19 protein-coding genes are annotated in these 22,619 nt (G+C 34.8%); 14 read left to right on the forward strand and 5 right to left on the reverse strand.

All coding sequences use genetic code 11. From position 1 onward, the window contains the following. Positions 1–161 precede the first annotated feature (161 nt). Genes LY01_RS02490 through LY01_RS02500 form a run of 3 tightly spaced genes read left to right on the forward strand, consistent with a single transcriptional unit; the run spans position 162 to position 1,170 of the window. Positions 162–572, forward strand: coding sequence for a YtxH domain-containing protein (locus tag LY01_RS02490; RefSeq protein WP_104514719.1), 411 nt, complete (start codon positions 162–164; stop codon positions 570–572). A 9-nt stretch (positions 573–581) separates the two neighbouring features. After that, positions 582–968: a phage holin family protein gene (locus LY01_RS02495; protein ID WP_104514223.1), complete on the forward strand. Its 387-nt coding sequence runs from the start codon at positions 582–584 to the stop codon at positions 966–968. Continuing rightward, a complete protein-coding gene (locus LY01_RS02500) occupies positions 952–1,170 on the forward strand; it encodes a DUF6327 family protein (protein WP_104514224.1) in 219 nt (72 codons plus the stop codon). The genes LY01_RS02495 and LY01_RS02500 overlap by 17 nt, the downstream gene beginning before the upstream one ends. A gap of 97 nt (positions 1,171–1,267) precedes the next feature. Here LY01_RS02500 and LY01_RS02505 read toward each other — a convergent pair whose 3' ends face one another. After that, entirely contained in the window at positions 1,268–2,275 is a 1,008-nt protein-coding gene (locus LY01_RS02505) for an SPFH domain-containing protein (RefSeq protein ID WP_104514225.1), read from the reverse strand. A 149-nt stretch (positions 2,276–2,424) separates the two neighbouring features. On the opposite strand from LY01_RS02505, the gene LY01_RS02510 reads away from it, so the two are divergent. Beyond that, entirely contained in the window at positions 2,425–3,177 is a 753-nt protein-coding gene (locus LY01_RS02510; RefSeq protein ID WP_104514226.1) for a hypothetical protein, read from the forward strand. A gap of 75 nt (positions 3,178–3,252) precedes the next feature. Here LY01_RS02510 and gltX read toward each other — a convergent pair whose 3' ends face one another. After that, positions 3,253–4,770 (reverse strand): glutamate--tRNA ligase, encoded by a 1,518-nt coding sequence (gltX, locus tag LY01_RS02515; RefSeq protein ID WP_104514227.1) that lies wholly within the window; start codon positions 4,768–4,770, stop codon positions 3,253–3,255. A 349-nt stretch (positions 4,771–5,119) separates the two neighbouring features. On the opposite strand from gltX, the gene LY01_RS02520 reads away from it, so the two are divergent. From LY01_RS02520 to LY01_RS02535, 4 genes are read left to right on the forward strand one after another with little or no spacing between them, the layout of a single operon-like run. Then, positions 5,120–8,671, forward strand: a complete 3,552-nt coding sequence (locus LY01_RS02520; RefSeq protein ID WP_245890611.1) for a DUF4175 family protein — start codon at positions 5,120–5,122, stop codon at positions 8,669–8,671. Continuing rightward, entirely contained in the window at positions 8,664–9,083 is a 420-nt protein-coding gene (gene ybeY, locus LY01_RS02525) for an rRNA maturation RNase YbeY (RefSeq protein WP_104514229.1), read from the forward strand. Before LY01_RS02520 ends, ybeY begins: the two co-directional genes overlap by 8 nt. A gap of 3 nt (positions 9,084–9,086) precedes the next feature. Continuing rightward, complete coding sequence (gene mnmG, locus LY01_RS02530) at positions 9,087–10,958, forward strand: tRNA uridine-5-carboxymethylaminomethyl(34) synthesis enzyme MnmG (RefSeq protein ID WP_104514230.1); 1,872 nt, start codon at positions 9,087–9,089, stop codon at positions 10,956–10,958. A gap of 19 nt (positions 10,959–10,977) precedes the next feature. Next, positions 10,978–11,817 (forward strand): class I SAM-dependent methyltransferase, encoded by an 840-nt coding sequence (locus LY01_RS02535; RefSeq protein WP_104514231.1) that lies wholly within the window; start codon positions 10,978–10,980, stop codon positions 11,815–11,817. A 127-nt stretch (positions 11,818–11,944) separates the two neighbouring features. Here the strand turns inward: LY01_RS02535 and LY01_RS02540 are convergent, their stop codons facing one another. Further along, on the reverse strand, positions 11,945–12,340 hold the full coding sequence (locus LY01_RS02540; RefSeq protein WP_104514232.1) for a hypothetical protein: 396 nt from the start codon (positions 12,338–12,340) through the stop codon (positions 11,945–11,947). Between the two features lie 93 nt (positions 12,341–12,433). Then, the gene (locus tag LY01_RS02545) at positions 12,434–13,564 is read right to left on the reverse strand and encodes a DNA polymerase III subunit (protein WP_104514233.1); all 1,131 of its coding nucleotides are present in this window, start codon (positions 13,562–13,564) and stop codon (positions 12,434–12,436) included. Positions 13,565–13,787: 223 nt separating this feature from the next. Here LY01_RS02545 and LY01_RS02550 point away from each other — a divergent pair, with 223 nt between their 5' ends. The 3 genes from LY01_RS02550 (at position 13,788) to LY01_RS02560 (ending at position 17,700) form a co-directional block, all read left to right on the forward strand. Further along, the gene (locus LY01_RS02550) at positions 13,788–14,969 is read left to right on the forward strand and encodes a phosphoglycerate kinase (protein WP_104514234.1); all 1,182 of its coding nucleotides are present in this window, start codon (positions 13,788–13,790) and stop codon (positions 14,967–14,969) included. Between the two features lie 180 nt (positions 14,970–15,149). Beyond that, positions 15,150–16,712, forward strand: coding sequence for a lytic transglycosylase domain-containing protein (locus LY01_RS02555; protein WP_104514235.1), 1,563 nt, complete (start codon positions 15,150–15,152; stop codon positions 16,710–16,712). A gap of 1 nt (position 16,713) precedes the next feature. Beyond that, positions 16,714–17,700 carry a DUF4837 family protein gene (locus tag LY01_RS02560; protein WP_104514236.1) on the forward strand — a complete coding sequence of 329 codons (987 nt, stop codon included), beginning with the start codon at positions 16,714–16,716 and terminating at the stop codon, positions 17,698–17,700. A 73-nt stretch (positions 17,701–17,773) separates the two neighbouring features. Here the strand turns inward: LY01_RS02560 and LY01_RS02565 are convergent, their stop codons facing one another. Beyond that, on the reverse strand, positions 17,774–17,971 hold the full coding sequence (locus LY01_RS02565) for a Sec-independent protein translocase subunit TatA/TatB (protein WP_104514237.1): 198 nt from the start codon (positions 17,969–17,971) through the stop codon (positions 17,774–17,776). A 314-nt stretch (positions 17,972–18,285) separates the two neighbouring features. On the opposite strand from LY01_RS02565, the gene LY01_RS02570 reads away from it, so the two are divergent. From LY01_RS02570 to LY01_RS02580, 3 genes are all read left to right on the forward strand, one after another. Further along, positions 18,286–19,152 (forward strand): M23 family metallopeptidase, encoded by an 867-nt coding sequence (locus tag LY01_RS02570; protein WP_104514238.1) that lies wholly within the window; start codon positions 18,286–18,288, stop codon positions 19,150–19,152. Continuing rightward, positions 19,153–20,652, forward strand: coding sequence for a GH3 auxin-responsive promoter family protein (locus tag LY01_RS02575; protein ID WP_104514239.1), 1,500 nt, complete (start codon positions 19,153–19,155; stop codon positions 20,650–20,652). Positions 20,653–20,812: 160 nt separating this feature from the next. Beyond that, the gene (locus tag LY01_RS02580) at positions 20,813–22,564 is read left to right on the forward strand and encodes a DUF6909 family protein (RefSeq protein WP_104514240.1); all 1,752 of its coding nucleotides are present in this window, start codon (positions 20,813–20,815) and stop codon (positions 22,562–22,564) included. Positions 22,565–22,619 lie beyond the last annotated feature (55 nt).

Consider the following 22,619-nt stretch of genomic DNA (forward strand, 5'->3'; position numbering starts at 1 on the left):
TTGATAAATGATAATAAGTATCTACTATTTTAACTAATTTTAATATTAAATATAAGTTTTTAGCATGTTTTTAATAGTAATTCATGTAAGCTTAACTCACTATTAACTACACTAAAATGTGTTTAGATTTACCTTTGTTAGTGAACAAAAAAAGAAAAAAAATGTCTAAATCAACTAATACCTTAATCGCTTTAATAGCAGGTGCTGCAATAGGTGCTGCTGCAGGAATGTTATATGCTCCAGATAGTGGAGAGAAAACTAGAAAAAAATTAAAGAAACAAGCAAAAAAAGCTCAAAAAGATATTGATGCGCAGGCTCGTAAAACGTACGCTCAAGTATCAGAAAAAGCATCTCAAATCTCTTCTACAGTAAACTCTAGAGCTACTGAATTGAGAGGTACTGTAGGTGATAGAATTGAAACAGCTCTTTCTAGTGCAAGCTATAAAGCAGACGATGCTATCGTTGCTCTAGAAGAAAAACTAGAACAATTACGTATGAAAAATTCTCAATTACAGAAACCTAATTCTGTAAAAGAAGGTATCAAAACAGCATCAGCTAAAGTTAATATATAAACTTAGGATTTGGGAAAACAACTAACCGACAATTTTAGAGAATTTACTACGGCGACTCAAGATTACATCGAGTCGTCGATAAGTTATCACAAACTAGACCTTTTTAAGAAGGTTATGAAGGGTGTGGTATCTAGTAGTTACCAGATTATTTTAGGTTTTTTCTTCCTTATAGCGCTTATTTTTTTAAGTGTAGCCATGGCTATTTATCTAGGAAATGTTTTAGAAAACATTGCATTAGGATATCTTATAATGGGTGTATTTTATATACTTTTAATGATTGTATTATCCTTATTTCTTAAAAAAACTCTTGAAAAAATATTGGTTAAAAAAGCTAGTGCTCAATTTTTCAACGATAATGAGGATATTAAAATAGAACAACATGAGGGTTTACAATAATTTTGATGAAATAGATCGTGATTTAAGGTACCTTAAATTACAGCAACAAATACATCAAGAGACGATGAAGTTAGAGTTAAATGAAGTAAAAGAGAGTTTCTCTGCCGTTTCTATTTTAACAAGTGTAGTCAGTTCCATCGCAAAGAAAGCTGTGGTCCTGAAGGTTGTAAATAAACTAGTAGGTCTTAAAGGGAAAAAATAATATTTTGTGGTAAAGTGAATTGTTTAAAAAAGCAATGATATAAAAAAAACGCTATCAGTAATGATAGCGTTTTTGTGTTTATAAAAATGGACGTAAATTATTCTATCCATCCATCTTCTAGGCCATCATCATCATAGCCACTTTCTTTATCTCTTTGCGATCTAGAAGACTGTTTTACCTTTTCTTCTTTATTAGCATTAGTCTTCTTCATTTGCTCACCTATTTGTGCACTTGCTGTAAAACTAGCGATCATGTTATTTAACATATCACTACCAGCTTGTGGTGAATTAGGTAGTAAGATCAGGTTAGACTGTGTTGCCTCACCTATAGACTGTAATGTATCATAATGTTGTGTAACAACTATAAGAGCACTTGCCTCTTGAGAATTGATACCTACATTATTAAGTACATCTACACTTTCTTCTAATCCACGAGCTATTTCACGTCTCTGGTCTGCGATACCTTGACCTTGTAAACGCTTAGATTCAGCCTCTGCACGTGCTTTTGCAACAATCTTGATACGGTCAGCCTCTGCTTCATACTCAGCAGCTGTTTTCTCACGCTCTGCAGCGTTAATTCTGTTCATGGCTGCCTTTACCTGTATATCTGGATCTATGTCCGTTACAAGCGTTTTAATGATGTCATATCCATAATCCATCATTGCTTCGTTCAATTCACGTTTTACCGCGATTGCGATATCATCCTTCTTTTCAAAAACGTAGTCCAGTTTCATTTTAGGAACTTCGGCACGTACTACATCAAATACATAAGCGGTAATCTGATCATGAGGATTTTGAAGTCTGTAGTAGGCATCATATACTTTTTCTCTTCTTACTTGAAACTGTACAGATATTTTGAGACGTACAAATACATCATCTTTTGTTTTAGTCTCTACGATTACATCTAGCTGTTGAATCTTTAAATTGATTCTTCCAGCTATCTTATCAATGATAGGTACTTTAAGCTGTAATCCTGACTGTCGCATACTGGTAAATTTACCAAAACGCTCTACTACTGCAGCAGTTTGTTGTTTTACAGTAAAAAAGGTACCTAATAGAACTACCAATGCTAGTAGGCCTAGTATGGCATAAATAATTAAATCCATGATTTTTGTTTTTTAATGGTTAGTGTTGATTAGATGTTTATAAAAGTAAACTAGTTTATCGTTAAAGTGGCAGTAAGGCTACATTTTAATAGCAATCTTCTAGCTTACTATAGATTAGTAGTATGTTTGTGTACTTTGTTACAACCTCTATGAAAAATTCCTTTTTAGTATTTCTCGTTGTTTTGGCTATGAATAAAGCTTTAGCTCAAGATCAATTTGATAATTTATCCACGTTAGATCACTCTATTTTTGAGGTAAATGAGTCTGTAAATGACGATGTGTTTATAGTAGAAGAATTAACTATCAATGCACCTGCAACTCGTAAATATTCCTATAATAATCGCATAGGATTAGGTGGTGATGCCACTTTTTTCAATATCGATAGTGATAATGTCGAAGTTACCCAGGGAACTGGATGGTCTGCCTCTCTAGAGACTCGTGGAGATTTTAGAGATGATTTTGATATGATTTATTCTATCGGAATCTTTAATCACAATTTTTCTGTAAATGAAAATATCACTAATGATCAGATAGACATGAGCGTGATAGGAGCAGAGGTTAAGTTTTTACTGGCTTGGAAAATTGCACAAAGTGATTTCTTTTCTATAGAAGCTGGGCCTGCGTTACAGCTCAATGGAGAACTAAAAATAGATGATGAAGATCGTTATGAAAACTCTTTTACTGGTGGTGTAGTAAATCCTGTAATTTTAAAAGATTTTCAAGAAACATCTCCTATAAATGTTAATGGAATTATAGGTTTTTCAGGTGGTGCGAGAAATTTTAGGGTAACTGCTCATTATCACTATTCATTTATTGATGCACTAGCTGGTACTACTGTTGCTGGTGATAATATAGATGGTAACTTCAGTTTTATAAGTGTAGGAGCTAGGCTATATTTCTAGTCTATAAATATCATAAAGTAAAAGCCTGCTAAAATATTTTTAGCAGGCTTTTTTTAGTATTACAAAGAGATTTTATTATCCCAATTTCTCCATTGCAGTTTCTATGCGATTTACTGTTTCTGTTTTACCTATCATAGAGGCTATTTCAAAAACATCTGGTCCCATAAGACTTCCTACTAGAGCTAGTCTTAATGGCATCATTACTTTACCAAATCCCATTTCTTGAGCAGCAATCCAGCCTTTAATAGCGGTGCTTAATCCTGCGGCGCTATCATCTTCTGTATCATTTATAATTTGAACTACTTGAGACATGATCTCGTTAGTATCTTCCTTCCATGCTTTCTTTGCATTTTTCTCGTCATAGCTAGAAGGTGCTGTAAAGAAGAAGCCTGCTAGTTCAAAAAGATCTTCTGTAAAAACAGCGCGTTCTTTGACCATGCCTGCTACCATGCTTACATAATCTTCAGAACCGTAAGAGATATTTTGTTCTTGTAACGCTTTCGCGAAAGCGGAACCTATAACAGCATCATCCTGTTGCACATACCACTGTTGTTGAAACCATTTTGCTTTTTCTGGATCATACTTTGCACCAGAGCTATTTACTTTGTCAAGGCTAAATGCAGCGATCAGTTCTTCTAAATTAAAGATTTCTTGCTCCGTACCTGGATTCCATCCTAAGAAAGCAAGTATATTAACCATAGCTTCTGGTAAGAAACCATCTTCTCTAAAACCGGTAGAAAGCTCTCCAGATTTAGGATCTTTCCATTCTAGTGGGAATACCGAAAAGCCCATTTTATCTCCATCACGCTTGCTTAATTTTCCTTTACCAGTAGGTTTAAGAATAAGAGGTAAGTGTGCAAATTTAGGACGTTCCCAACCAAAGCTTTCATACAACAACACGTGTAACGCCATACTAGGTAACCATTCTTCACCACGTATAACATGAGAGATTTCCATAGTATGGTCATCTACCACATTTGCCAGGTGATAGGTAGGCATACCATCGCTTTTGAAAAGTACTTTATCATCTAATAGACTCGTATCGATTTCTATTCCTTTACGGATTTCGTCGTACATGTTTAAAGTCTTCAATTCTGGTTTAAAACGCACGGTGTAAGCGTCTCCACGGTCTAGTCTTTCCTTTACTTCGTCTGCACTTAGAGTAAGTGAATTGGTAAAGTTTAATCTATTGTTGTGGTTGTATATAAATGTCTTTTTATCAGCCTCGGCAGTTGTTCTTGCCTGGGTTAATTCTTCAGTTGTGTCAAATGCATAATATGCAGCCCGTTTTTCTATCAATTCTTCAGCATAGGCGCGGTACATTTCTTTGCGCTCGCTTTGACGATATGGGCCACAATTTCCTTCTTTTTCTGGTCCTTCATCATAAGGAATCTTGCACCAGTTTAATGCTTCTATTATATAATCTTCTGCACCTTCCACATATCTGTTCTGGTCAGTATCTTCTATACGTAGTATAAAAGTTCCATTATGTTTCTTTGCAAATAGATAATTGAAAAGCGCTGTTCTCACACCACCTATATGAAGTGGCCCTGTAGGACTAGGAGCAAATCTTACACGTACATCTGTACTCATTTCTTAGCATTTTTAAATGTGGCGGCAAAGATAGTAAGATGATTTCACTTCTATCCCTATGATTTCTTAACAGTATTAGATTTGGATTTCTTTTTTAAACCAATATTTTTAAAAAGTTTTTTTGCGTTTTTTAAGAAATATTATCACCTGTAGATTACCTAGGTTTATTAACAAAATTCGTAGTATTGTTAATAATAAGATTATCTTATAGTTTTTAAGATTTTAATCAAATAACTCTAAAAAATCGGTTGATTTTAATAGCTATTTACAGGCCTTTCTAGATTTTTTAAGGCTAGGATATATTGATAATTTAAACGTCGCTGTAATCCGTTATATTTACGGTAAGCACATGATACTATACAAAATGACAAATTTTGAGATAATAGAGCTCAAGCTCAAGCGGTTTATAAGTAAATATTACCGCAATGAATTGATAAGAGGTATACTTTTATTTTTGGCCTTAGGATTACTGTATTTTTTGTTTACCGTAGTGATTGAATTTTTTTTGTGGTTAAGTCCAGTAGGTAGAACCGTATTATTCGGTCTGTTTATAATGATGGAATTGTTTCTATTAGTTCGTTTTGTTCTTTTACCACTTGCAAGATTATTTAAGTTATCTCGAGGTATAGATTTTAGAGATGCGAGCTCTATGATAGGTACTCATTTTCCTGAAGTGTCAGATAAATTAATTAATGTTTTACAGCTTCATAAAAATGGAGGAGATGATGAGCTCACATGGGCTAGTATTAATCAAAAAAGTGAGAGTCTTAAACCCATACCATTTACACTTGCGATAGATTATAAGAAAAACAAAAAATACCTACCTTATCTTGCTATTCCGTTGGTAATTATAGCTGGTTTATTTTTTACTGGTAATAATGAAGTTTTAACAGATAGTGCAAAACGTGTCGCAGATTTTAATAATGAATACATTCCACCTGCGCCATTTACTTTTACCATTCTCAATGAAGATCTCAACACTTTACAACGTCGGGACTTTAAACTCAATGTAGAGGTAAGTGGTCGTAAACTGCCAGAAAATGCGAGTATTCATTATAACGATCAGACCTATTTTTTAACTCAAGATTCTCCAGGTAAGTTTAGTTTTATTTTTTCTAAACCTACTCAAGCTACTCAATTTTATCTATCGGCTAATGAAGTTAACAGTCTTAATTATACACTTCAGGTAGATGACGTTCCGGTTTTAAACGGTTTTGATTTATTCTTGGATTATCCATCGCATACTGGTAAAAAGGATGATGTCCTTGCTAGTACAGGTAATACTGTTGTACCGCAAGGCACTAAGATTACTTGGAAATTAAAAACTTCTAAGACGAGCCACGTAGATTTTATAACCCCAGAAGAAAGATTTCCGTTTAAAAAGAATGATAATAGTTTCGCTTTCGCGAAAGTGGTATCACAACCTTTTAAATATTCGATTGCTACCTCTAACGATAACATCAAAGATTTTGAAGTTCTTAATTTTAAAATTGATGTTGTAAAAGATGAATATCCAGAACTAGATTTAGAGATGAAAAAGGATTCTGTGGATTCTGATTTGATGTATTTTAAAGGTCAAGCTTCCGACGATTATGGTATACGTAAAATGCAGTTGGTCTATTATCCAGTAGACGATGTTTCTAAAATTAAAAATTATGATCTGGGTTCTAATCGTGGCACTTTTGATCAATTTTTACTAACCTTTCCTGGTAATGTCAAATTAGAAGGAGGTAAGAGTTATCAATTTTATTTTGAAGTTATCGATAATGACGCTGTGAATAGTTTTAAATCTACAAAGTCAGAAGTGTTTTCTTATCGCAAATTGTCTATTGATGAGTTTCAAGAAAAGCAACTCTCTCAACAAAAAGAATCTTTATCAAATTTAGAAGAAGCTGTTAAGGAGCAACAGAAACAACAAGAAAAGCTAGATCAATTATCTCAAGAACAATTCCAGAAGAAGAATCGTAGTTTTAATGATAAACGCAAGTTAGAACAAGCTTTAAAAAACCAACAAAAGCAGGAGCAAAAAATGCGACAGCAGTTGGATAAAATGAAACAAAATCTTCAAAAATCAAATCTACAAGAATATGAAATGAAAGATGTTCTTGAAGATCGTATAGAAAAAAGTGCCGAGGAACTTAAAAAGAATGAAGAATTATTAAAGGAATTACAGGAGTATCAAGAAAAACTTTCCGCTGAAGAATTAAAGGAAAAAGTGGAGAAAGCTAAGAAGAATTCTAAAAAGCAGCAACGTAATCTTGAGCAATTATTGGAATTAACAAAGCGCTATTATGTAGAGCAAAAGTTTGAACAATTAGGTAAGGAGCTTCAAAAAATTGCACAGAAACAAAAGGAACAATCAGAGAAGGAAGGTGAAGATAATAAGAAGGAAGATCAGGATAAGTTGAATGAAGAATACAAAGAATGGGAGAAGCAACTTAAAGAGTTAGAAGAAGAGAATGATGGTCTTAAAGATCCTATGAGTTTAGAATTTGAACCTGAAAATTCTGAAGAAATTCAAGAAGAACAAGAGCAATCTAGTCAAGATCTTGAAAACTCAAAATCATCTGCTGCGCAAAAGAAACAGAAAAGTGCTGCTCAAAAAATGCAGCAACAAGCTCAGAAAATGTCTTCTCAAATGGCTCAAATGTCAGCTGATCAAATTAAGGAAGATGCTGATAGTTTGAGACAAATTCTAGATAATTTAATTGTTTTCTCTCAAGAGGAAGAGGGTTTAATGGAATCTATGCGCGACATGAATAGATTAAGTCCTAATCTGGGAAGTAAATTAAAGTTTCAAAAGGATTTAGAAAGCGCCTTTAAGCATGTGGATGATAGTTTATTTGCTCTAGCAACTCGCAACCCTAAAGTAGGTCAGGATATTAATGAAGAGGTTACGGATATTTATTATTACCTAGATAAATCTCTAGATCAAATTGCAGAATTTGAAATGAATAAGGGTCAGGTGTCTCAGCAATTTGTTTTTAAAGGTGCTAACACTTTGGCAAATATGTTGAGTGCGTCTTTAGACGCTATGAATAATAGTATACCCATGCCAGGTATGGGGCAATCTGGTGATTCTGGTCAGGGCTTTCAATTACCTAATATTATTAAAAAACAAGAAAGTTTATCTAAGTCTGGGGCAGGAGAAGAAGGTAAGGATGGAGAATCTGGTAAGTCTGGAGAAAGTGGTAAAGATGGAGAAAGCGGTCAAGGCGGAGAGAGTGGAGAAGGTGGTGAGTCTGGACAATCTGGTAAGGATGGTCAGTCAGGTCAAGGAGGTGAGTCTGGTAAATCAGGACAAAGTGGAGAAGGTGGTGAGTCAGGTGAAGGTGGTGAAGGTGGACAAGGCGGTGAATCTGGAAATGGTGGCCAAGGTGGACAAGGCGGCCAAGGTGGTGATTCTGGAAAAGGCGGCAATAATGGTTCTGGTAATGGAGGAAGATCTGGTGGTGAAGATGGGGAACAACAAGGTTATAGAGAAAGTGAACAGGAGGCTGCTCGTATTTATGATATTTATAAACAACAACAGGAGTTACGTAATCAGCTAGAAGATATGATACGTCGTGAAGGTTTGGAAGGTAAAGTTGGTGATATAACAGATAAAATGAAAGCTGTTGAGCGCAAACTATTGGATCAAGGTTTCAATAGAGAAGTGCAACAACGCATGATGGATATACAACACGATTTATTAAAATTAAAAGATGCCGGTTTAGAACAAGGCGAGGAGAATCAACGAGAAGCCACAACCAATGTTAGAGATTTTAATAACAATACAAAAGCCGAAATTCCTGATGCTTCTAAGTACTTTAATAACAAAGAGATTTTAAATAGACAAGTATTACCTTTGCAGCCCCAATACCGCAATAAGGTAAAGGAGTATTTTAAAGCTAATGATTGAATTAAATTACCAGAATAATTTTGAGCAACTCGATGAGGTTGTTTACTCAAAATGGTTAGAATCCATAGTCATTTCTGAGGGTAAAACTATAGGAGAATTGTCCTTTGTTTTTTGTTCAGACGAGTATCTTTTGAAAATTAATCAAGATCATTTAGATCATGATACCTATACAGATATTATAACTTTTGATTACTGTCTAGACGGTTTAATAAATGGTGAGGTTTATATAAGTACGGATAGGGTTAAGGAAAATGCTGTTAGCTTTCGCGAAAGCGAGATAAATGAATTGCATCGCGTCATGGCACATGGTGTATTGCATTTATGTGGTTATGGAGATAAGAGTGATGAAGAAGCACGTATTATGCGTGAAAAAGAGAATGAAAAAATCGTGATGTTTCACGTGAAACAATAAGCAATGTTTGATAAAGAATACGATGTTATAGTAGTAGGAGCTGGCCACGCTGGTGGAGAAGCTGCTGCTGTTTCTGCAAATATGGGAGCTAGTACGTTACTTGTAACCATGAATCTAGAAACGATAGGACAGATGTCTTGTAATCCTGCCATGGGTGGTATTGCAAAAGGACAGATTGTTCGTGAGATAGATGCTTTAGGTGGATTAAGCGGTATTGTGTCTGATAAGAGTGCAATACAGTTTAAGATGCTTAATAAGTCTAAAGGACCTGCTATGTGGTCTCCTAGAACACAGAATGACCGCATGCGTTTTTCTGAAGAATGGAGATTGCAGTTAGAGGCAATCCCTCTATTAGATTTTTATCAGGAAATGGTTTCTGGTTTAATCGTTGAGAATGGTAAGGCAGTAGGTGTCCGTACTTCTTTAGGCATTGAAATTAGATCTAAATCTGTTGTACTTACAAATGGTACGTTTTTAAATGGACTTATTCATATAGGAGATAAACAGTTCGGTGGTGGTAGAGCTGGTGAAAGAGCCTCTACAGGAATCACTGGTCAGTTAGTGGAATTAGGTTTTGAGTCTGGTAGAATGAAAACGGGAACGCCACCTCGTGTAGATGGTCGTTCTTTAGATTATTCAAAGATGGAGCCGCAACCTGGAGATGTAGATACTTCTAAGTTTAGCTATAGTAATCTTACATCTTCTTTAAAGCAACAAAGAGATTGTCACATGACTTATACGAGTCCTGAGGTGCATAATTTATTACGTGAAGGCTTTGATCGTTCTCCTATGTTTAATGGTAGAATACAGTCTTTAGGGCCACGTTATTGTCCTAGTATAGAAGATAAAATCGATCGTTTTGCAGACAAAGATCGTCATCAATTGTTTGTTGAACCAGAAGGATGGAACACTTGCGAGGTTTATGTAAACGGATTTAGCACTTCATTGCCAGAAGATGTACAATTTAAAGCATTACGTAGTGTAGTTGGTTTTGAAAAAGTCAAATTTTTCAGACCTGGTTATGCTATAGAATATGACTATTTTCCACCTACACAATTAAAGCATACGTTAGAAACAAAATTAGTAGATGGTCTTTATTTTGCAGGTCAAATTAACGGTACTACAGGTTATGAAGAGGCAGCATCTCAGGGTTTAATGGCTGGTATTAATGCGGTGCGTAAAATTAGAGAAGAGGAACCTTTCATATTAAAAAGAGACGAAGCATATATAGGAGTTCTTGTAGATGATCTTATTACTAAAGGTACAGAAGAGCCTTATAGAATGTTTACTTCTCGTGCAGAATATAGAACCTTGTTAAGGCAAGATAATGCTGATTTAAGATTAACACCACGAGCGGTTGATTTAGGTATTATTACCGATGAGGCTCTTAAAAGAGTTGATCGTAAAGCAACAGAATCTGAAAAAATGGTTCAGTTCTTACGTGATACTAGTTATGATTTTAAAGAGATGAATAATTTACTTGTCGCAAAGGGAAGTAAAGAGGTTACTCAAAATGATAAATTATTTAAAGTGTTTTCTAGACCTCAAATTGATTTAGAAGATATTAAAACCATTTCTCAGGTTAAAACTTATTTAGAAGATAACGACCTTGATAATGATATTTTGGAACAGGTAGAAGTACATGTAAAATATGCAGGTTATATAGCAAAGGAAAAAGATAATGCAGATAAGCTACATCGATTAGAGAATGTAAAGATTCCACCTAACTATGATTTTAAAAGTATCAAATCGCTTTCTTTTGAGGCTAGAGAGAAACTAACAAAAATTCAACCGGTTACTGTTTCTCAGGCTAGTCGTATTTCTGGTGTTTCACCTAGTGATATTTCTGTATTATTAGTCCATATGGGTCGATAGTTTCACGTGAAACAATTATATGAATTTTAAATTTTCAAAACCTTTTTTAGAACTTAAGGATTACTTTCTAACTCAAGAAAAGTTTGAATTATATCTAGATCCAGAAACAGAATTGATAAAGACTATTCCTCAACCAGAGCAATTAGATCTTTATTATGAGAGTGAAGATTACCTATCTCACGATGATACTCAAAAATCATTTTTTGCGTTTTGCTATAATTTTGCAAAATCCTTTAATCTTAAATCTAAGACTTCGCTTATAGGTAGATTTATTAAAAATGGAAAAGTATTAGATATAGGTGCTGGAGTAGGAGACCTTGTAAACGCATTACAAAAAAAAGGAATTACAGCAACTGGATTTGAACCTAGTCCAAAAGCCAGAAAAATAGCAGGAGAAAAAGGAATTGTTTTAAAACCCAATTTAGAATCTTTTAAGGAAAATAGTTTTGACCTTATTTCTATGTATCATGTTTTAGAACATGTAACAGATGTCGAAAAACAAAAACAGGAAATACTTGCGTTACTAAAATCTCATGGCATTTTAATACTAGCTTTACCTAATTATAAATCTTATGATGCACGATTTTATGGAAAGTATTGGGCTGGCTACGATGTCCCAAGGCACTTATTCCATTTTAATAAAAAAGCAGTAAAAAGTTTATTTGATAAAGAATTTGAAATCGTAAAAATGAAACCTATGTGGTTTGATAGTTTTTATGTTTCTATTTTGTCATCGAGATATGAAAAATCATTTTCTCCTTTTATAAAAGGAATAATTATAGGCTTGCTATCAAATTGTGTAGCTTTATTTAATAAAGAGCCCAGTTCTATCACTTATGTACTCAAAAAGCGCTTTTAATTAGTTTTAAAAGCGCTTTTTCATTTTGTTATGACATATGTATACAATTTGTTTAAAACCGCTTAAAAACCATTATTTGAAGTCAATATTAATAAGATGTACCTATCATTATTAATTTTCAGATAGATTATATATATTGAGACCAAAATAAGCCTGCAACACTGACTATGAAGTAAATTCCTAATCTAGATGCGCCAGCAAAATCTTTTACAATTCTAAGACCTACTAATAAAATCAAAAGAAGAATACTGGATAGTATAAATGCATATTGAGCATAAAGTAAACTTTCTTCTGTTACTATATTAAATAATGCAATTCCTATTATCGTGCTAGTCGTAATTTCTATACCTAGAATTACTATAGTACTTATCAAAACTACAAAAGGGCTTAGAGCATCTTTAAATAAGCCGCAAAAGTCCTTATAGGTCTGTTTCCAAGCAAATATTTTTTCAAAAGAAGAAATGAGGTAAGTAACAAGTAAGAAGATGAGAAGAAGTATAATACCGGAATAGGTAAGTAGCATGGCTTTTGTATTGTGTTACAATTATACTATCCTTTTAAATACTACTGCTTTTTAATCGATAAAGTACTTAAAGATGGTAGTTTATCCTTATTTCTAGGCTTTTGAATGTAATATACGCGTCATTCCGATACTTAAATCGGTAAGCACTATTTTTCCATTTGCATTACGTTCTATGTGATAAATAGCTTCTTGAAGTTGTTTTTGCACTTCTATCATTCTATTTCCATCGACGAAAGGAGCAAATTTACTTAGGTCAAAACCGCTTTGCGGAGCTAGATATACAGCGCTCTCTGCCTTATAGTTTTTAAGCATAGCCTGTCTAAAAAATTCAATACAGTAATTTAAAAATCTTATCTGTGTTTCACGATTAACACTAGCTATAGTTGTCGCCCAATCCATAAGCTCGTTAATCGCAGTTATCTTAGTCTTTGCGACAAATGCGGTGCGTACCCACTGCACAAACCACTGTTCAAATTGTAAATCTTCGGCATTATTTTGTGAAAATTGTACCGCTTTTCTGTAATCTCCATCTGCCTGCCTAGCAATTATAGAGCTTTGACTTTCAGTTAATTGAAGGTTTTTTTGTAATCCTTCGGCTATTACAGCGGCATTAAGTTTTGGTACATGTATAATCTGGCACCTAGATTTAATAGTATTTATGATTTTATCTTCAGATTCTGCAACGAGTAAAATAATGGTTTTACTAGGTGGTTCTTCTATAAGTTTAAGTAGCTTATTTGCTGCCTCTGTATTCATTTTATCTGCACCCCAAATAATGAGTACTTTGTAACCACCTTCATAAGATTTAAGGCTCAACTTTTTCATGATAAGTTGCGCTTCGGCTACACGTATTTCGGCATTCTTTTTTTCTATATCGATGGCCTTGTACCAGTCCGGTAGACTACCATAAGAGTTCTCTTTTAAAAAAACACGCCATTCTTTTAAAAAAATATCTGAGGTTGCTTTTGTACTACTACTTCCTGCAGACGATGGCATAGGAAAAGAAAAATGTAAATCTGGATGCGCTAGATTATTAAGTTGTGCATGGCAACTCTCATTATGCTCTCCACATAATATATCTCTAGCATAGGCAATTGCAAGTGGTAAAACACCACTACCGGTAGGTCCTACCAGCATTTGAGCATGTGCTATACGGCCATTTTTTACAGTAGACTGTAAGTGGCTTTTTATATGAGTAAGTCCTAAAACATCTTGATATTGCATAGTGCAAATATAAGTGGATGATGGTAAAGATGGGAATACATCCATCTCTAGTCTTCCTTTAAGAGAAGATGATACTTTATGAATTTAACAACCTGTTTCACATAGGTAGATATTACTGTTTTCCCTCGAGAGTAAACAACTTACACCTTTTTCCATTCCCTACAACGATATTGTAGATCGAGAACCGTTATATTTGTTTTTAAACAATTTTGAATATAATAAGATGACTATAGACCAGATTAATTTTGAGAATAAAAAAGCACTTATAAGAGTTGATTTTAATGTACCTCTAGACGAGAATTTTAAGGTTACTGATGCTACTAGAATTCAGGCAGCAAAGGACACGATTATTCATGTTTTAGAAAAAGGTGGTTCTGTTATATTGATGTCACATTTAGGACGTCCTAAGAATAAAGAAAATGATTTCTCTTTACGTCATGTGGTTGATACAGCCAGTGATATTCTCGGTGTTCAGGTTAAATTTGTAGAAGATTGTATAGGAGAAGTAGCTCAAAAAGCTGCTCAAGATTTACAACCTGGCGAGGTTTTACTTCTAGAAAACCTGAGATATTATAGTGAAGAGACTGGTGGAGATTCCGCTTTCGCGAAAGCGTTATCACAATTAGGCGACGTATATATAAACGATGCTTTTGGAACTGCTCACAGGGCTCATGCTAGTACTGCTGTAATAGCACAATATTTTGAAGAGAAATGTTTTGGACTACTTATGAATCGTGAGATCGATAGTCTAGATAAAGTAATGGAAACGCCAGAAAGACCACTAGTTGCTATTTTAGGTGGTGCTAAGGTGTCTTCTAAAATCACGGTTATTGAGAATATTCTAACTAAAGTGGATGACTTAATTATAGCTGGTGGTATGGCTTATACGTTTATCAAAGCACAAGGTGGTAAAATAGGTGACTCTCTAGTAGAAGATGATAAACAAAGCCTAGCGCTAGAAATTCTTGCTAAAGCTAAAGAAACGAATACCAGAATTCACTTACCGGTAGATGTTGTGATTGCAAATTCTTTTTCTGAACTTGCTACTATGGATAAAGCTGCCATAGATCAAATTCCTGATGGCTGGATGGGACTCGATGTAGGAGAGAAATCTAGAGAGCTATTTCATGAAGTGTTACAAAGTGCCAAAACTATTCTATGGAATGGACCTGCTGGTGTTTTTGAAATGGAACCGTTTGCAAATGGTACTATCGCCTTAGGTAAGTCTGTTGCAATGGCAACAAAAAACGGTGCATTCTCGTTAGTAGGTGGTGGTGATAGTGTATCTGCGGTAAAACAATTTGGTTTTGCAGATCAGGTAAGCTATGTTTCTACTGGTGGTGGCGCCATGCTAGAAATGTTAGAAGGGAAAACACTTCCTGGTATAGCTGCTATTAAGGGATAACCCCATATTTTACAAACAAACTAATTTCTGGCTTTGCATAATCTTATATGTTTGTGCAAAGCTTATTAGTATAAATATAGTTAGACGTTATTGTCTAAAAAATTCTCACACTTTTACTATTTGTATATCTAAACTCATCAAATAGAAAATATTATTTCACAGTAATTACAGAAACAATTCATGAACAAATACCTTTTATTATTACTATCTTCAGTAGTCTTTACACCACTAGCGGCACAAGTAGAACAAGATTCTACAGCTACTACGGGCAAAGTCATTTCTTATGAAGAGTATAAAAGACAACAAGCTCAAAATGATTCTATAGAATCTGGTACTATATTATCTAGAGAAATACCTGTTCAAGAAATAATGATGGATACTACGGTTGCAGGTACGCCACTTATCGTGCATCCTGAGGTAGATGATCTGGATGAAAAACTACTCAATGAATTGTATAACAATGATTTATATGAGTATATGTACAAAGAGATTGTACAAATGGATTATAGTGAGACGGTAAATCAAACCTTACCTACTGACACACTTAAAGCTAGACTAGCAGCGATTAATGAAAGCACGCCTTTCCAGATAGATTACAATCCGGTGCTGGAAAAACTGATCAATAAAAAACTCAGTTACAAACGTGTTTACATGGAACGTTTGATGACGTTAAGTGATTATTATTTTCCCTTATTTGAGCCTTACTTAGATCAGTACGATATTCCATTAGAGATGAAGTACCTGGCTATAGTAGAAAGTGCGTTAGACCCACGTATTAAGAGTAGAGTAGGTGCCACTGGATTATGGCAATTTATGTTTACCACAGGTCGCAATTATGATCTAGAAGTAAATTCTTATGTAGATGAGCGCATGGATCCTATAAAATCAACAGTTGCTGCGTGTAAATTCATGAGTAGTTTATATAAAATTTATGGAGATTGGGATCTAGTTCTCGCGGCTTATAATTCTGGGCCAGGTAATGTAAATAAAGCGATACGTCGCAGTGGTGGTTATAAAAACTACTGGAATATTAGACCATATTTGCCACGTGAGACGGCCGGTTATGTACCAGCTTTTCAGGCGATGATGTATCTCTTTACTTATGCTCCAGAACATGGATTCCAGCCGCAACAGACTATTTATAAAACTATTGCAACAGACACGATAAGAGTTAAAAGAATGATATCTCTAGAACATGTGTCGCAATTTACAGACCAAGATCTTGAGGTAATACAGTTTCATAACCCTTCTTATAAATTAGATATTATTCCTTTTGTAAAGGGTAAAAATCATAACCTGAGACTTCCTGTTAGAGATGCCGCAAAATTTGTTAGTAATGAGGCTGCTGTGTACGCTTTCGCGAAAGCGGAATTTGACAAAATAGAAAAACCTCTTCCAGAATTGCTAGTTGCAGAAAGCCGATCTGTATATCGAGTGAAAAATGGTGATTACCTAGGTAAAATAGCTAATAAGTACAACGTAAAAGTTAGCCAATTAAAACGCTGGAATAACTTGAGAAGTAATAATTTGAGAATAGGACAAAAGTTATATATACACTCTAGAAAACCAGTAACTACTTCTAAATCTAGCTCTTCAAAAGCGCCAGCCACTTATAAAATTAAAAGTGGAGACAGTTTATGGAAAATAGCCAATAAATATGGCATATCTATTGCTAGCATACGTAAATTGAATCCTACCACATCTGACGACCTTAAGGTAGGTGCCACCCTTAAATTAAAGTAAAATGAAAAAATTATATGTAATACTTGCAGTATGTCTAGTTTTTATAAGCTGTGATGATAAGGCTATTGTAGTGCAAGATAGTGCCGGTAGACTCAATGATATACTCGTAGTTATAGGAAATAACGATTGGGATGGACCGCTAGGTGATACGATTAGAAAAGAGTTTGCTAGACCACTAGATGGCATAGTAAGAGAAGAGCCTATGTTTACATTAAATCATGTAAAACCTGCTGCCTTCACTGGAATGCTTAAAAAATCACGTAATTATTTGATCATTAAACAGTCAGATAGTAGTGGAGTGAGTATTAAAAAGGACCTGTACGCAAATCCGCAATTAGGTATAGTGGTACGTGGTACAGATAAGGTAGATATAGCAAAGGTAATCTCTGATAATGCAGACGATATGATAGCTGTATTTAATAAAGGAGAAGTAAAGCGCAAGCAATACCTTATGGATAAGGTGGCCTTAAATACAGATAGGATTACAGACCGTTTTGGTATAGAACTTATTGTACCTCGAGCTTATCATTTTGCTACTTATAATGGAGAGATCGACAACGATTTTTTCTGGTTACGTAGAAGTATTAAAGAAGGGACTATGGATCTTATGATCTATGAAGTAGAGCGAAATAGAATAAAACGTAGTGATAGTACTGTGCTGGATATTGTAAAAGTACGTGATTCTATAGGTGCCATAAAAATTCTTACAGATGGAGGACCATTCCAGACAGAACCTGCATTCTCACCTTTTCTTAATGAAAGTCAGATAGACGGTAAATTTGCCTATGAGACTAAGGGAACTTGGGAAGTAAAGAATATGTTTATGGCAGGACCATTTGTTAATTATGCTATTTACAATAAAGAAAAAGACAACTGGTTAATTATAGAAGGATATGTGAGTGCACCTGCTAGTGCACAGCGTAATTATTTATTTGAAATAGAATCTATTTTAAAGAGCGTTCATTTTTTGGAAACGAAGAAGAAATAGTAAAATAGTAGACATAAAAAATGCGCATCATTCCATGAATGATGCGCATTTTTTGTTTTTTAAAGTCTCTAAATTATCTGTCTAGATTATTAGTATCTTCTTTCTTAGTCTCGTCTTCTTTAGTAGCATCCTTAAATTCTTTGATTCCGCCACCTATACCGCGCATCAATTCTGGTATTTTTTTACCTCCAAAAAGAATTAATATAGCAACCACGATTACAACCCACGTTCCTACACCAGGCATTCCTAATAATATATAATTTGATAACATCGCTTAATGATTTTATGATACAAAGATACAACAAGCGGTATAATCACAAGATTTTAGGCTGTTAATCTTTAATAAAGCTTATTTGAAAACCCAAAACGCTAAAAACTTGTTTTTGAGATACTCAGTTGATATCAATAAAATCAGGTACTATTCTCAATACGAGTTTAGCAAAAGCATATTTACACTCTAATTAGTCATGCTTTTATTTTACATAGCTATCGTTTAATCACCTAGCTGTCTAACACCTAAATACCCAAGACCTAATCACCCTATACCTAGAAAAACTATTTATATTTGTTACACGTTAAGATCACATGGCAAAGAAGAAAAAAAATAGAAACCAAAAGAGCAAATGGACACACCATTACCGCATGGTCGTGCTCAACGATGACACTTTTGAAGAACGTTTTAGTCTCAAACTCACCAGACTTAATGTATTTGTAGTGACCGTAATAAGCGCTATTTTATTAATAGGATTAACCACGGCACTTATAGCCTTTACACCTATTAGAGAGTACATTCCTGGTTATGCAGACGTGAGTATGCGTCGCGATAATATAGAACTGGCAAAGAGAACAGACTCATTAGAAATAGCGATAAGAAGTAACGATCAGTTTTATGGGCGTATAAAAATGCTTCTCAATGGTGACATCACTACAGAAGAGTATGAACGTATAGACAGCATTGCAAAAGTTGAAACCAGTACCGAGATTCCAGATCTTACACCTATTAAAGAAGATAGTCTATTAAGAGAAGAGGTAGCACAAGCAGACCGTTACAGTGTTATCGCCGGTGCAAAAGCAAAAACTAATTTTGTCTTCTTCCCGCCAGTTAAAGGAACTATTTCTAGTAATTATGATACAGAGATAAAACACTATGCCGTAGATGTTGTTACTACCGTAGGAACACCTATAAAAGCCGCTGCAGACGGTACAGTGGTTTTTGCCAGCTGGAGTTCAGAAACAGGATATACCATGCTTATCGAGCATCCTTATGGACTTATTACAGTATATAAACACGCAGGTAATTTGCTTAAAGAACAAAATGATCAGGTACTAGCTGGTGAAGTAATTGCTACCGTAGGTAATACAGGAGAGTTAACCACTGGTCCACATCTACATTTTGAGATATGGAGCGATGGTTACCCACTAGATCCTACTAATTTTATCAACTTTGAATAGATGTCGTTAAAGTCACTCGGTGCAAAAGTTTTTGCTACCATCATCGATAGAAAAACTAAAAGTTGGGCTTCTAAACCGGTAGCCTCTCAGGAAAAAGTGTTTCATAATTTAATTAAGACTGCTGGTAATACCGCTTTCGCGAAAGCGCACTCCTTTTCCAACATAAAAACACATAAAGACTTTGTATCACAAGTACCAGTGCGTGATTATGAAGAATTAAGACCCTTTGTAGATAGAGTAGTAGCTGGTGAGAGTGATATCTTATGGCCAGGAAAACCCCTTTATTTTGCTAAAACGTCTGGAACTACAAGCGGTGCAAAATATATTCCGATTACCAAAGAGTCGATGCCCGAGCACATAAAAGCAGCTCGTAATGCGATTTTGAGTTATGTTCATGAAACTGGAAAAGCACAATTTGTAGACGGTAAAATGATTTTCCTACAAGGAAGTCCAGAGATGGAATCTAAAAATGGAATTCAACTAGGTAGATTAAGTGGTATTGTTGCTCATTATGTTCCTAATTATCTACAAAAGAACAGGTTGCCTTCTATGGAAACCAACTGTATAGAAGACTGGGAAACTAAGGTAGAAGCAGTTATTGATGAGACTCTACCAGAAAATATGAGCGTTATTTCTGGAATCCCAAGTTGGGTACAGATGTATTTTGAACGCATCGTGCAACGTACTGGTAAAAAAGTAGGTGAGGTATTTCCAGAATTTAATCTATTCATTTACGGCGGTGTTAATTTTGAGCCTTATAGAGCAAAATTTGATCAACTTATAGGTCGTAAAGTAGATAGTATAGAGCTTTTTCCTGCTAGTGAAGGTTTTTTTGCCTATCAAGATAAACAAGATGAAAAAGGAATGCTTTTGCTTCTAGACGCAGGTATTTTCTATGAATTTATACCAGCAGATCAGTTTCATGATAAAAACGCACCTAGATTAACCATAGGCGAGGTGGAAACAGGCGTTAATTATGTCATGATCATTTCTACTACAGCAGGATTATGGGCCTATAACATAGGTGATACCATTGCATTTACTAGTACGGCACCATATAGAGTGGTGGTTACAGGTCGTATAAAACATTACATAAGCGCTAGTGGAGAACATGTTATAGGTAAAGAAGTAGAAGAGGCGATGAAAGCAGCCTCAAATAAATTGAGTATTGTTATCAATGAATTTACTGTCGCACCACAATTAAGCCCAGCAAATAATGAATTGCCATATCATGAGTGGTTTGTAGAATTGGGTGATGCTACAAATGTGGATCTTCATAAACTGGCACAAGTACTTGATATTCAAATGAGAGAACAAAACTCTTATTATGACGATTTAATCACTGGTAAGATTCTACAACCTTTAATTATCACTGCAGTACCAGAAAATGGTTTTAAAGAATACATGAAAACAATAGGCAAGCTGGGTGGCCAGAACAAACTGCCTCGACTCTCTAACGATCGTAAGATTGCTGAGGTACTCGAGAAGATTATAGGTTAATTAGAATTACAATCTGTAAATTGATTTCTACTGCATTGTACTTTGATAAGTAACGCAGGCATTAAATAAACTTTAATTCTTATTGACATTACTTAAAACAGTGCGCCGGGACTGAAAACTACATAGTTAATAATAGTATCTTTGCTATGAAATAATATTTATGCCAATAATTAACGTAGAACCACGTACCAGAGCTCAAGAAAGTACTAACGCCATAGAGCGCATTTATATCACAATGCGACATCTGTTTAATAGAGGCTTTTATAAACCGATGGGTGTCAGTGGTGAATCGTTAAGAGAATCTCTTCTTACATTAAGACCAGAAATTTATGGTTCTATCGCCGAAGAAAAGATAGAACTGAGTGGTTTATTATACGTAATGGATAGATTACCAGTAGGTATAGAAGAATGTACTTACATTAACCTAACTAGTGATGAAGGTTATGAAGGTTCTCATTTTAAAGCTATCATTCCTTCTAAGAGACGTCGCAATTGCTATCGCATAGATCGCGAGCAAATGAACATAGAGGTAACTCGTGGACGTTCTGAAATCTATGATATATTAACACACCTTACCTTTTTAATGATCGAGTCTCACAAGATCATGAAACAAGTTATAGTAGGTGATAACGGTAATACATCTAGAGACTGGAAATGCTTAGAAAACGCTATTTCAAAGAAAAAATTAACTCAAGAAGAGAAAGAAGTTGCTATTACTCATGTAGCAAATATTTTAGGCAGAACCTTTGACGAGGTGAAATCTGTATATCCAGATTTTGCTACTAAAGAAAATCCTAACCGTTTCTTAAGTGTTATTTATCACCTAGGTAGACTAGCAAAACAAGAAATCTTAGACGAAGAAAAAAGACTAGTAACTTTTTCTCCAGTACTAAGAGAACGATTAGGCCACCATATTCATGGAGATAGATGGGCATATCGCATTAAAGAACACTTAGTAGAACAAGGACTTTTTGATAGACCATTGCACATTATTAGTGCAAACTTGCACAGTGTAATGAACTCGCTTTATGGACCTAAGGCACTTGCTGCTCAAATGGCCAAAAAGAGTCGCATGGAAATCTTTGCAGACTTGAGTAACGATAGCGGTAAGAAAAACCGTGACCTGATCAAGAAACACGCGCTAGCAAATGGTATGACAGAGCTTAAAGATGCGAGCGGTACTAATATCGATGTGCAAATTTTTGATCTAGCAGCCTGTGATTTTGAAAACATAGGTTTTTGTGATGCAAGTTTTCGCAATAGCGAGACCGAAACAAAACCAGTTCTTATAGTAATGGATTATGCCTTTGGTGAGCAAGCATATGAAACTATGGATGAGTTACTTAAGCCATTTAAAGATGGCCAAGGTAAAACACACCAGATGAATATGCACTCCATTAATGTAATGGGTAAAGCAGGTATTCTAGAAGGTGATAAAGGTGATATAATGGTGCCAGATGCTCACGTATTTGAAGGTACTGCAGATAATTATCCGTTTAAGAACAGACTATCTAAAAAAGATCTAGAATGTGAGGATATTAAAGTAGTAACCGGTTCTATGGTTACCGTTTTAGGAACATCGTTACAAAATAAAGACCTCTTAGAATTTTTCTATAATTCTAGTTGGAGAGTAATAGGTCTAGAAATGGAAGGTGCTCACTACCAGAAAGCAATACAGGCGGCATCAAGAGTAAGACGCAGCATACGCAAAAAGGTAAAAGTAAGATATGCTTATTATGCAAGTGATAACCCATTAAAAACAGGACATACACTAGCTAGTGGTGGACTAGGTTTAATAGGTGTAAAGCCGGTATATGTGATTACCGAAAAGATTCTTGAGCAAATCATGGAAAACAGTATCAAAGTAGAGCAGGTAGAAGATCTAGAAATAGATCAATTAGAAGATCTATAAACTTACTTTAAACATCGCGCCTTTATAATTGCTATACTTCAATTATATTTGAAAA

The sequence above is a fragment of the Nonlabens xylanidelens genome, from assembly GCF_002934445.1.
GTDB classification, from domain to species: Bacteria; Bacteroidota; Bacteroidia; order Flavobacteriales; family Flavobacteriaceae; genus Nonlabens; species Nonlabens xylanidelens.

Coding starts and splice junctions, on each gene's coding strand:
- gltX (WP_104514227.1), bottom strand. CDS start 4,770: ATGAGTACAGATGTACGTGTAAGATTTGCTCCTAGTCCTACAGGGCCA.
- LY01_RS02520 (WP_245890611.1), top strand. CDS start 5,120: ATGATACTATACAAAATGACAAATTTTGAGATAATAGAGCTCAAGCTC.
- LY01_RS02540 (WP_104514232.1), bottom strand. CDS start 12,340: ATGCTACTTACCTATTCCGGTATTATACTTCTTCTCATCTTCTTACTT.
- ybeY (WP_104514229.1), top strand. CDS start 8,664: ATGATTGAATTAAATTACCAGAATAATTTTGAGCAACTCGATGAGGTT.
- LY01_RS02510 (WP_104514226.1), top strand. CDS start 2,425: ATGAAAAATTCCTTTTTAGTATTTCTCGTTGTTTTGGCTATGAATAAA.
- LY01_RS02565 (WP_104514237.1), bottom strand. CDS start 17,971: ATGTTATCAAATTATATATTATTAGGAATGCCTGGTGTAGGAACGTGG.
- LY01_RS02500 (WP_104514224.1), top strand. CDS start 952: ATGAGGGTTTACAATAATTTTGATGAAATAGATCGTGATTTAAGGTAC.
- LY01_RS02575 (WP_104514239.1), top strand. CDS start 19,153: ATGTCGTTAAAGTCACTCGGTGCAAAAGTTTTTGCTACCATCATCGAT.
- mnmG (WP_104514230.1), top strand. CDS start 9,087: ATGTTTGATAAAGAATACGATGTTATAGTAGTAGGAGCTGGCCACGCT.
- LY01_RS02570 (WP_104514238.1), top strand. CDS start 18,286: ATGGCAAAGAAGAAAAAAAATAGAAACCAAAAGAGCAAATGGACACAC.
- LY01_RS02490 (WP_104514719.1), top strand. CDS start 162: ATGTCTAAATCAACTAATACCTTAATCGCTTTAATAGCAGGTGCTGCA.
- LY01_RS02505 (WP_104514225.1), bottom strand. CDS start 2,275: ATGGATTTAATTATTTATGCCATACTAGGCCTACTAGCATTGGTAGTT.
- LY01_RS02545 (WP_104514233.1), bottom strand. CDS start 13,564: ATGCAATATCAAGATGTTTTAGGACTTACTCATATAAAAAGCCACTTA.
- LY01_RS02535 (WP_104514231.1), top strand. CDS start 10,978: ATGAATTTTAAATTTTCAAAACCTTTTTTAGAACTTAAGGATTACTTT.
- LY01_RS02560 (WP_104514236.1), top strand. CDS start 16,714: ATGAAAAAATTATATGTAATACTTGCAGTATGTCTAGTTTTTATAAGC.
- LY01_RS02550 (WP_104514234.1), top strand. CDS start 13,788: ATGACTATAGACCAGATTAATTTTGAGAATAAAAAAGCACTTATAAGA.
- LY01_RS02580 (WP_104514240.1), top strand. CDS start 20,813: ATGCCAATAATTAACGTAGAACCACGTACCAGAGCTCAAGAAAGTACT.
- LY01_RS02555 (WP_104514235.1), top strand. CDS start 15,150: ATGAACAAATACCTTTTATTATTACTATCTTCAGTAGTCTTTACACCA.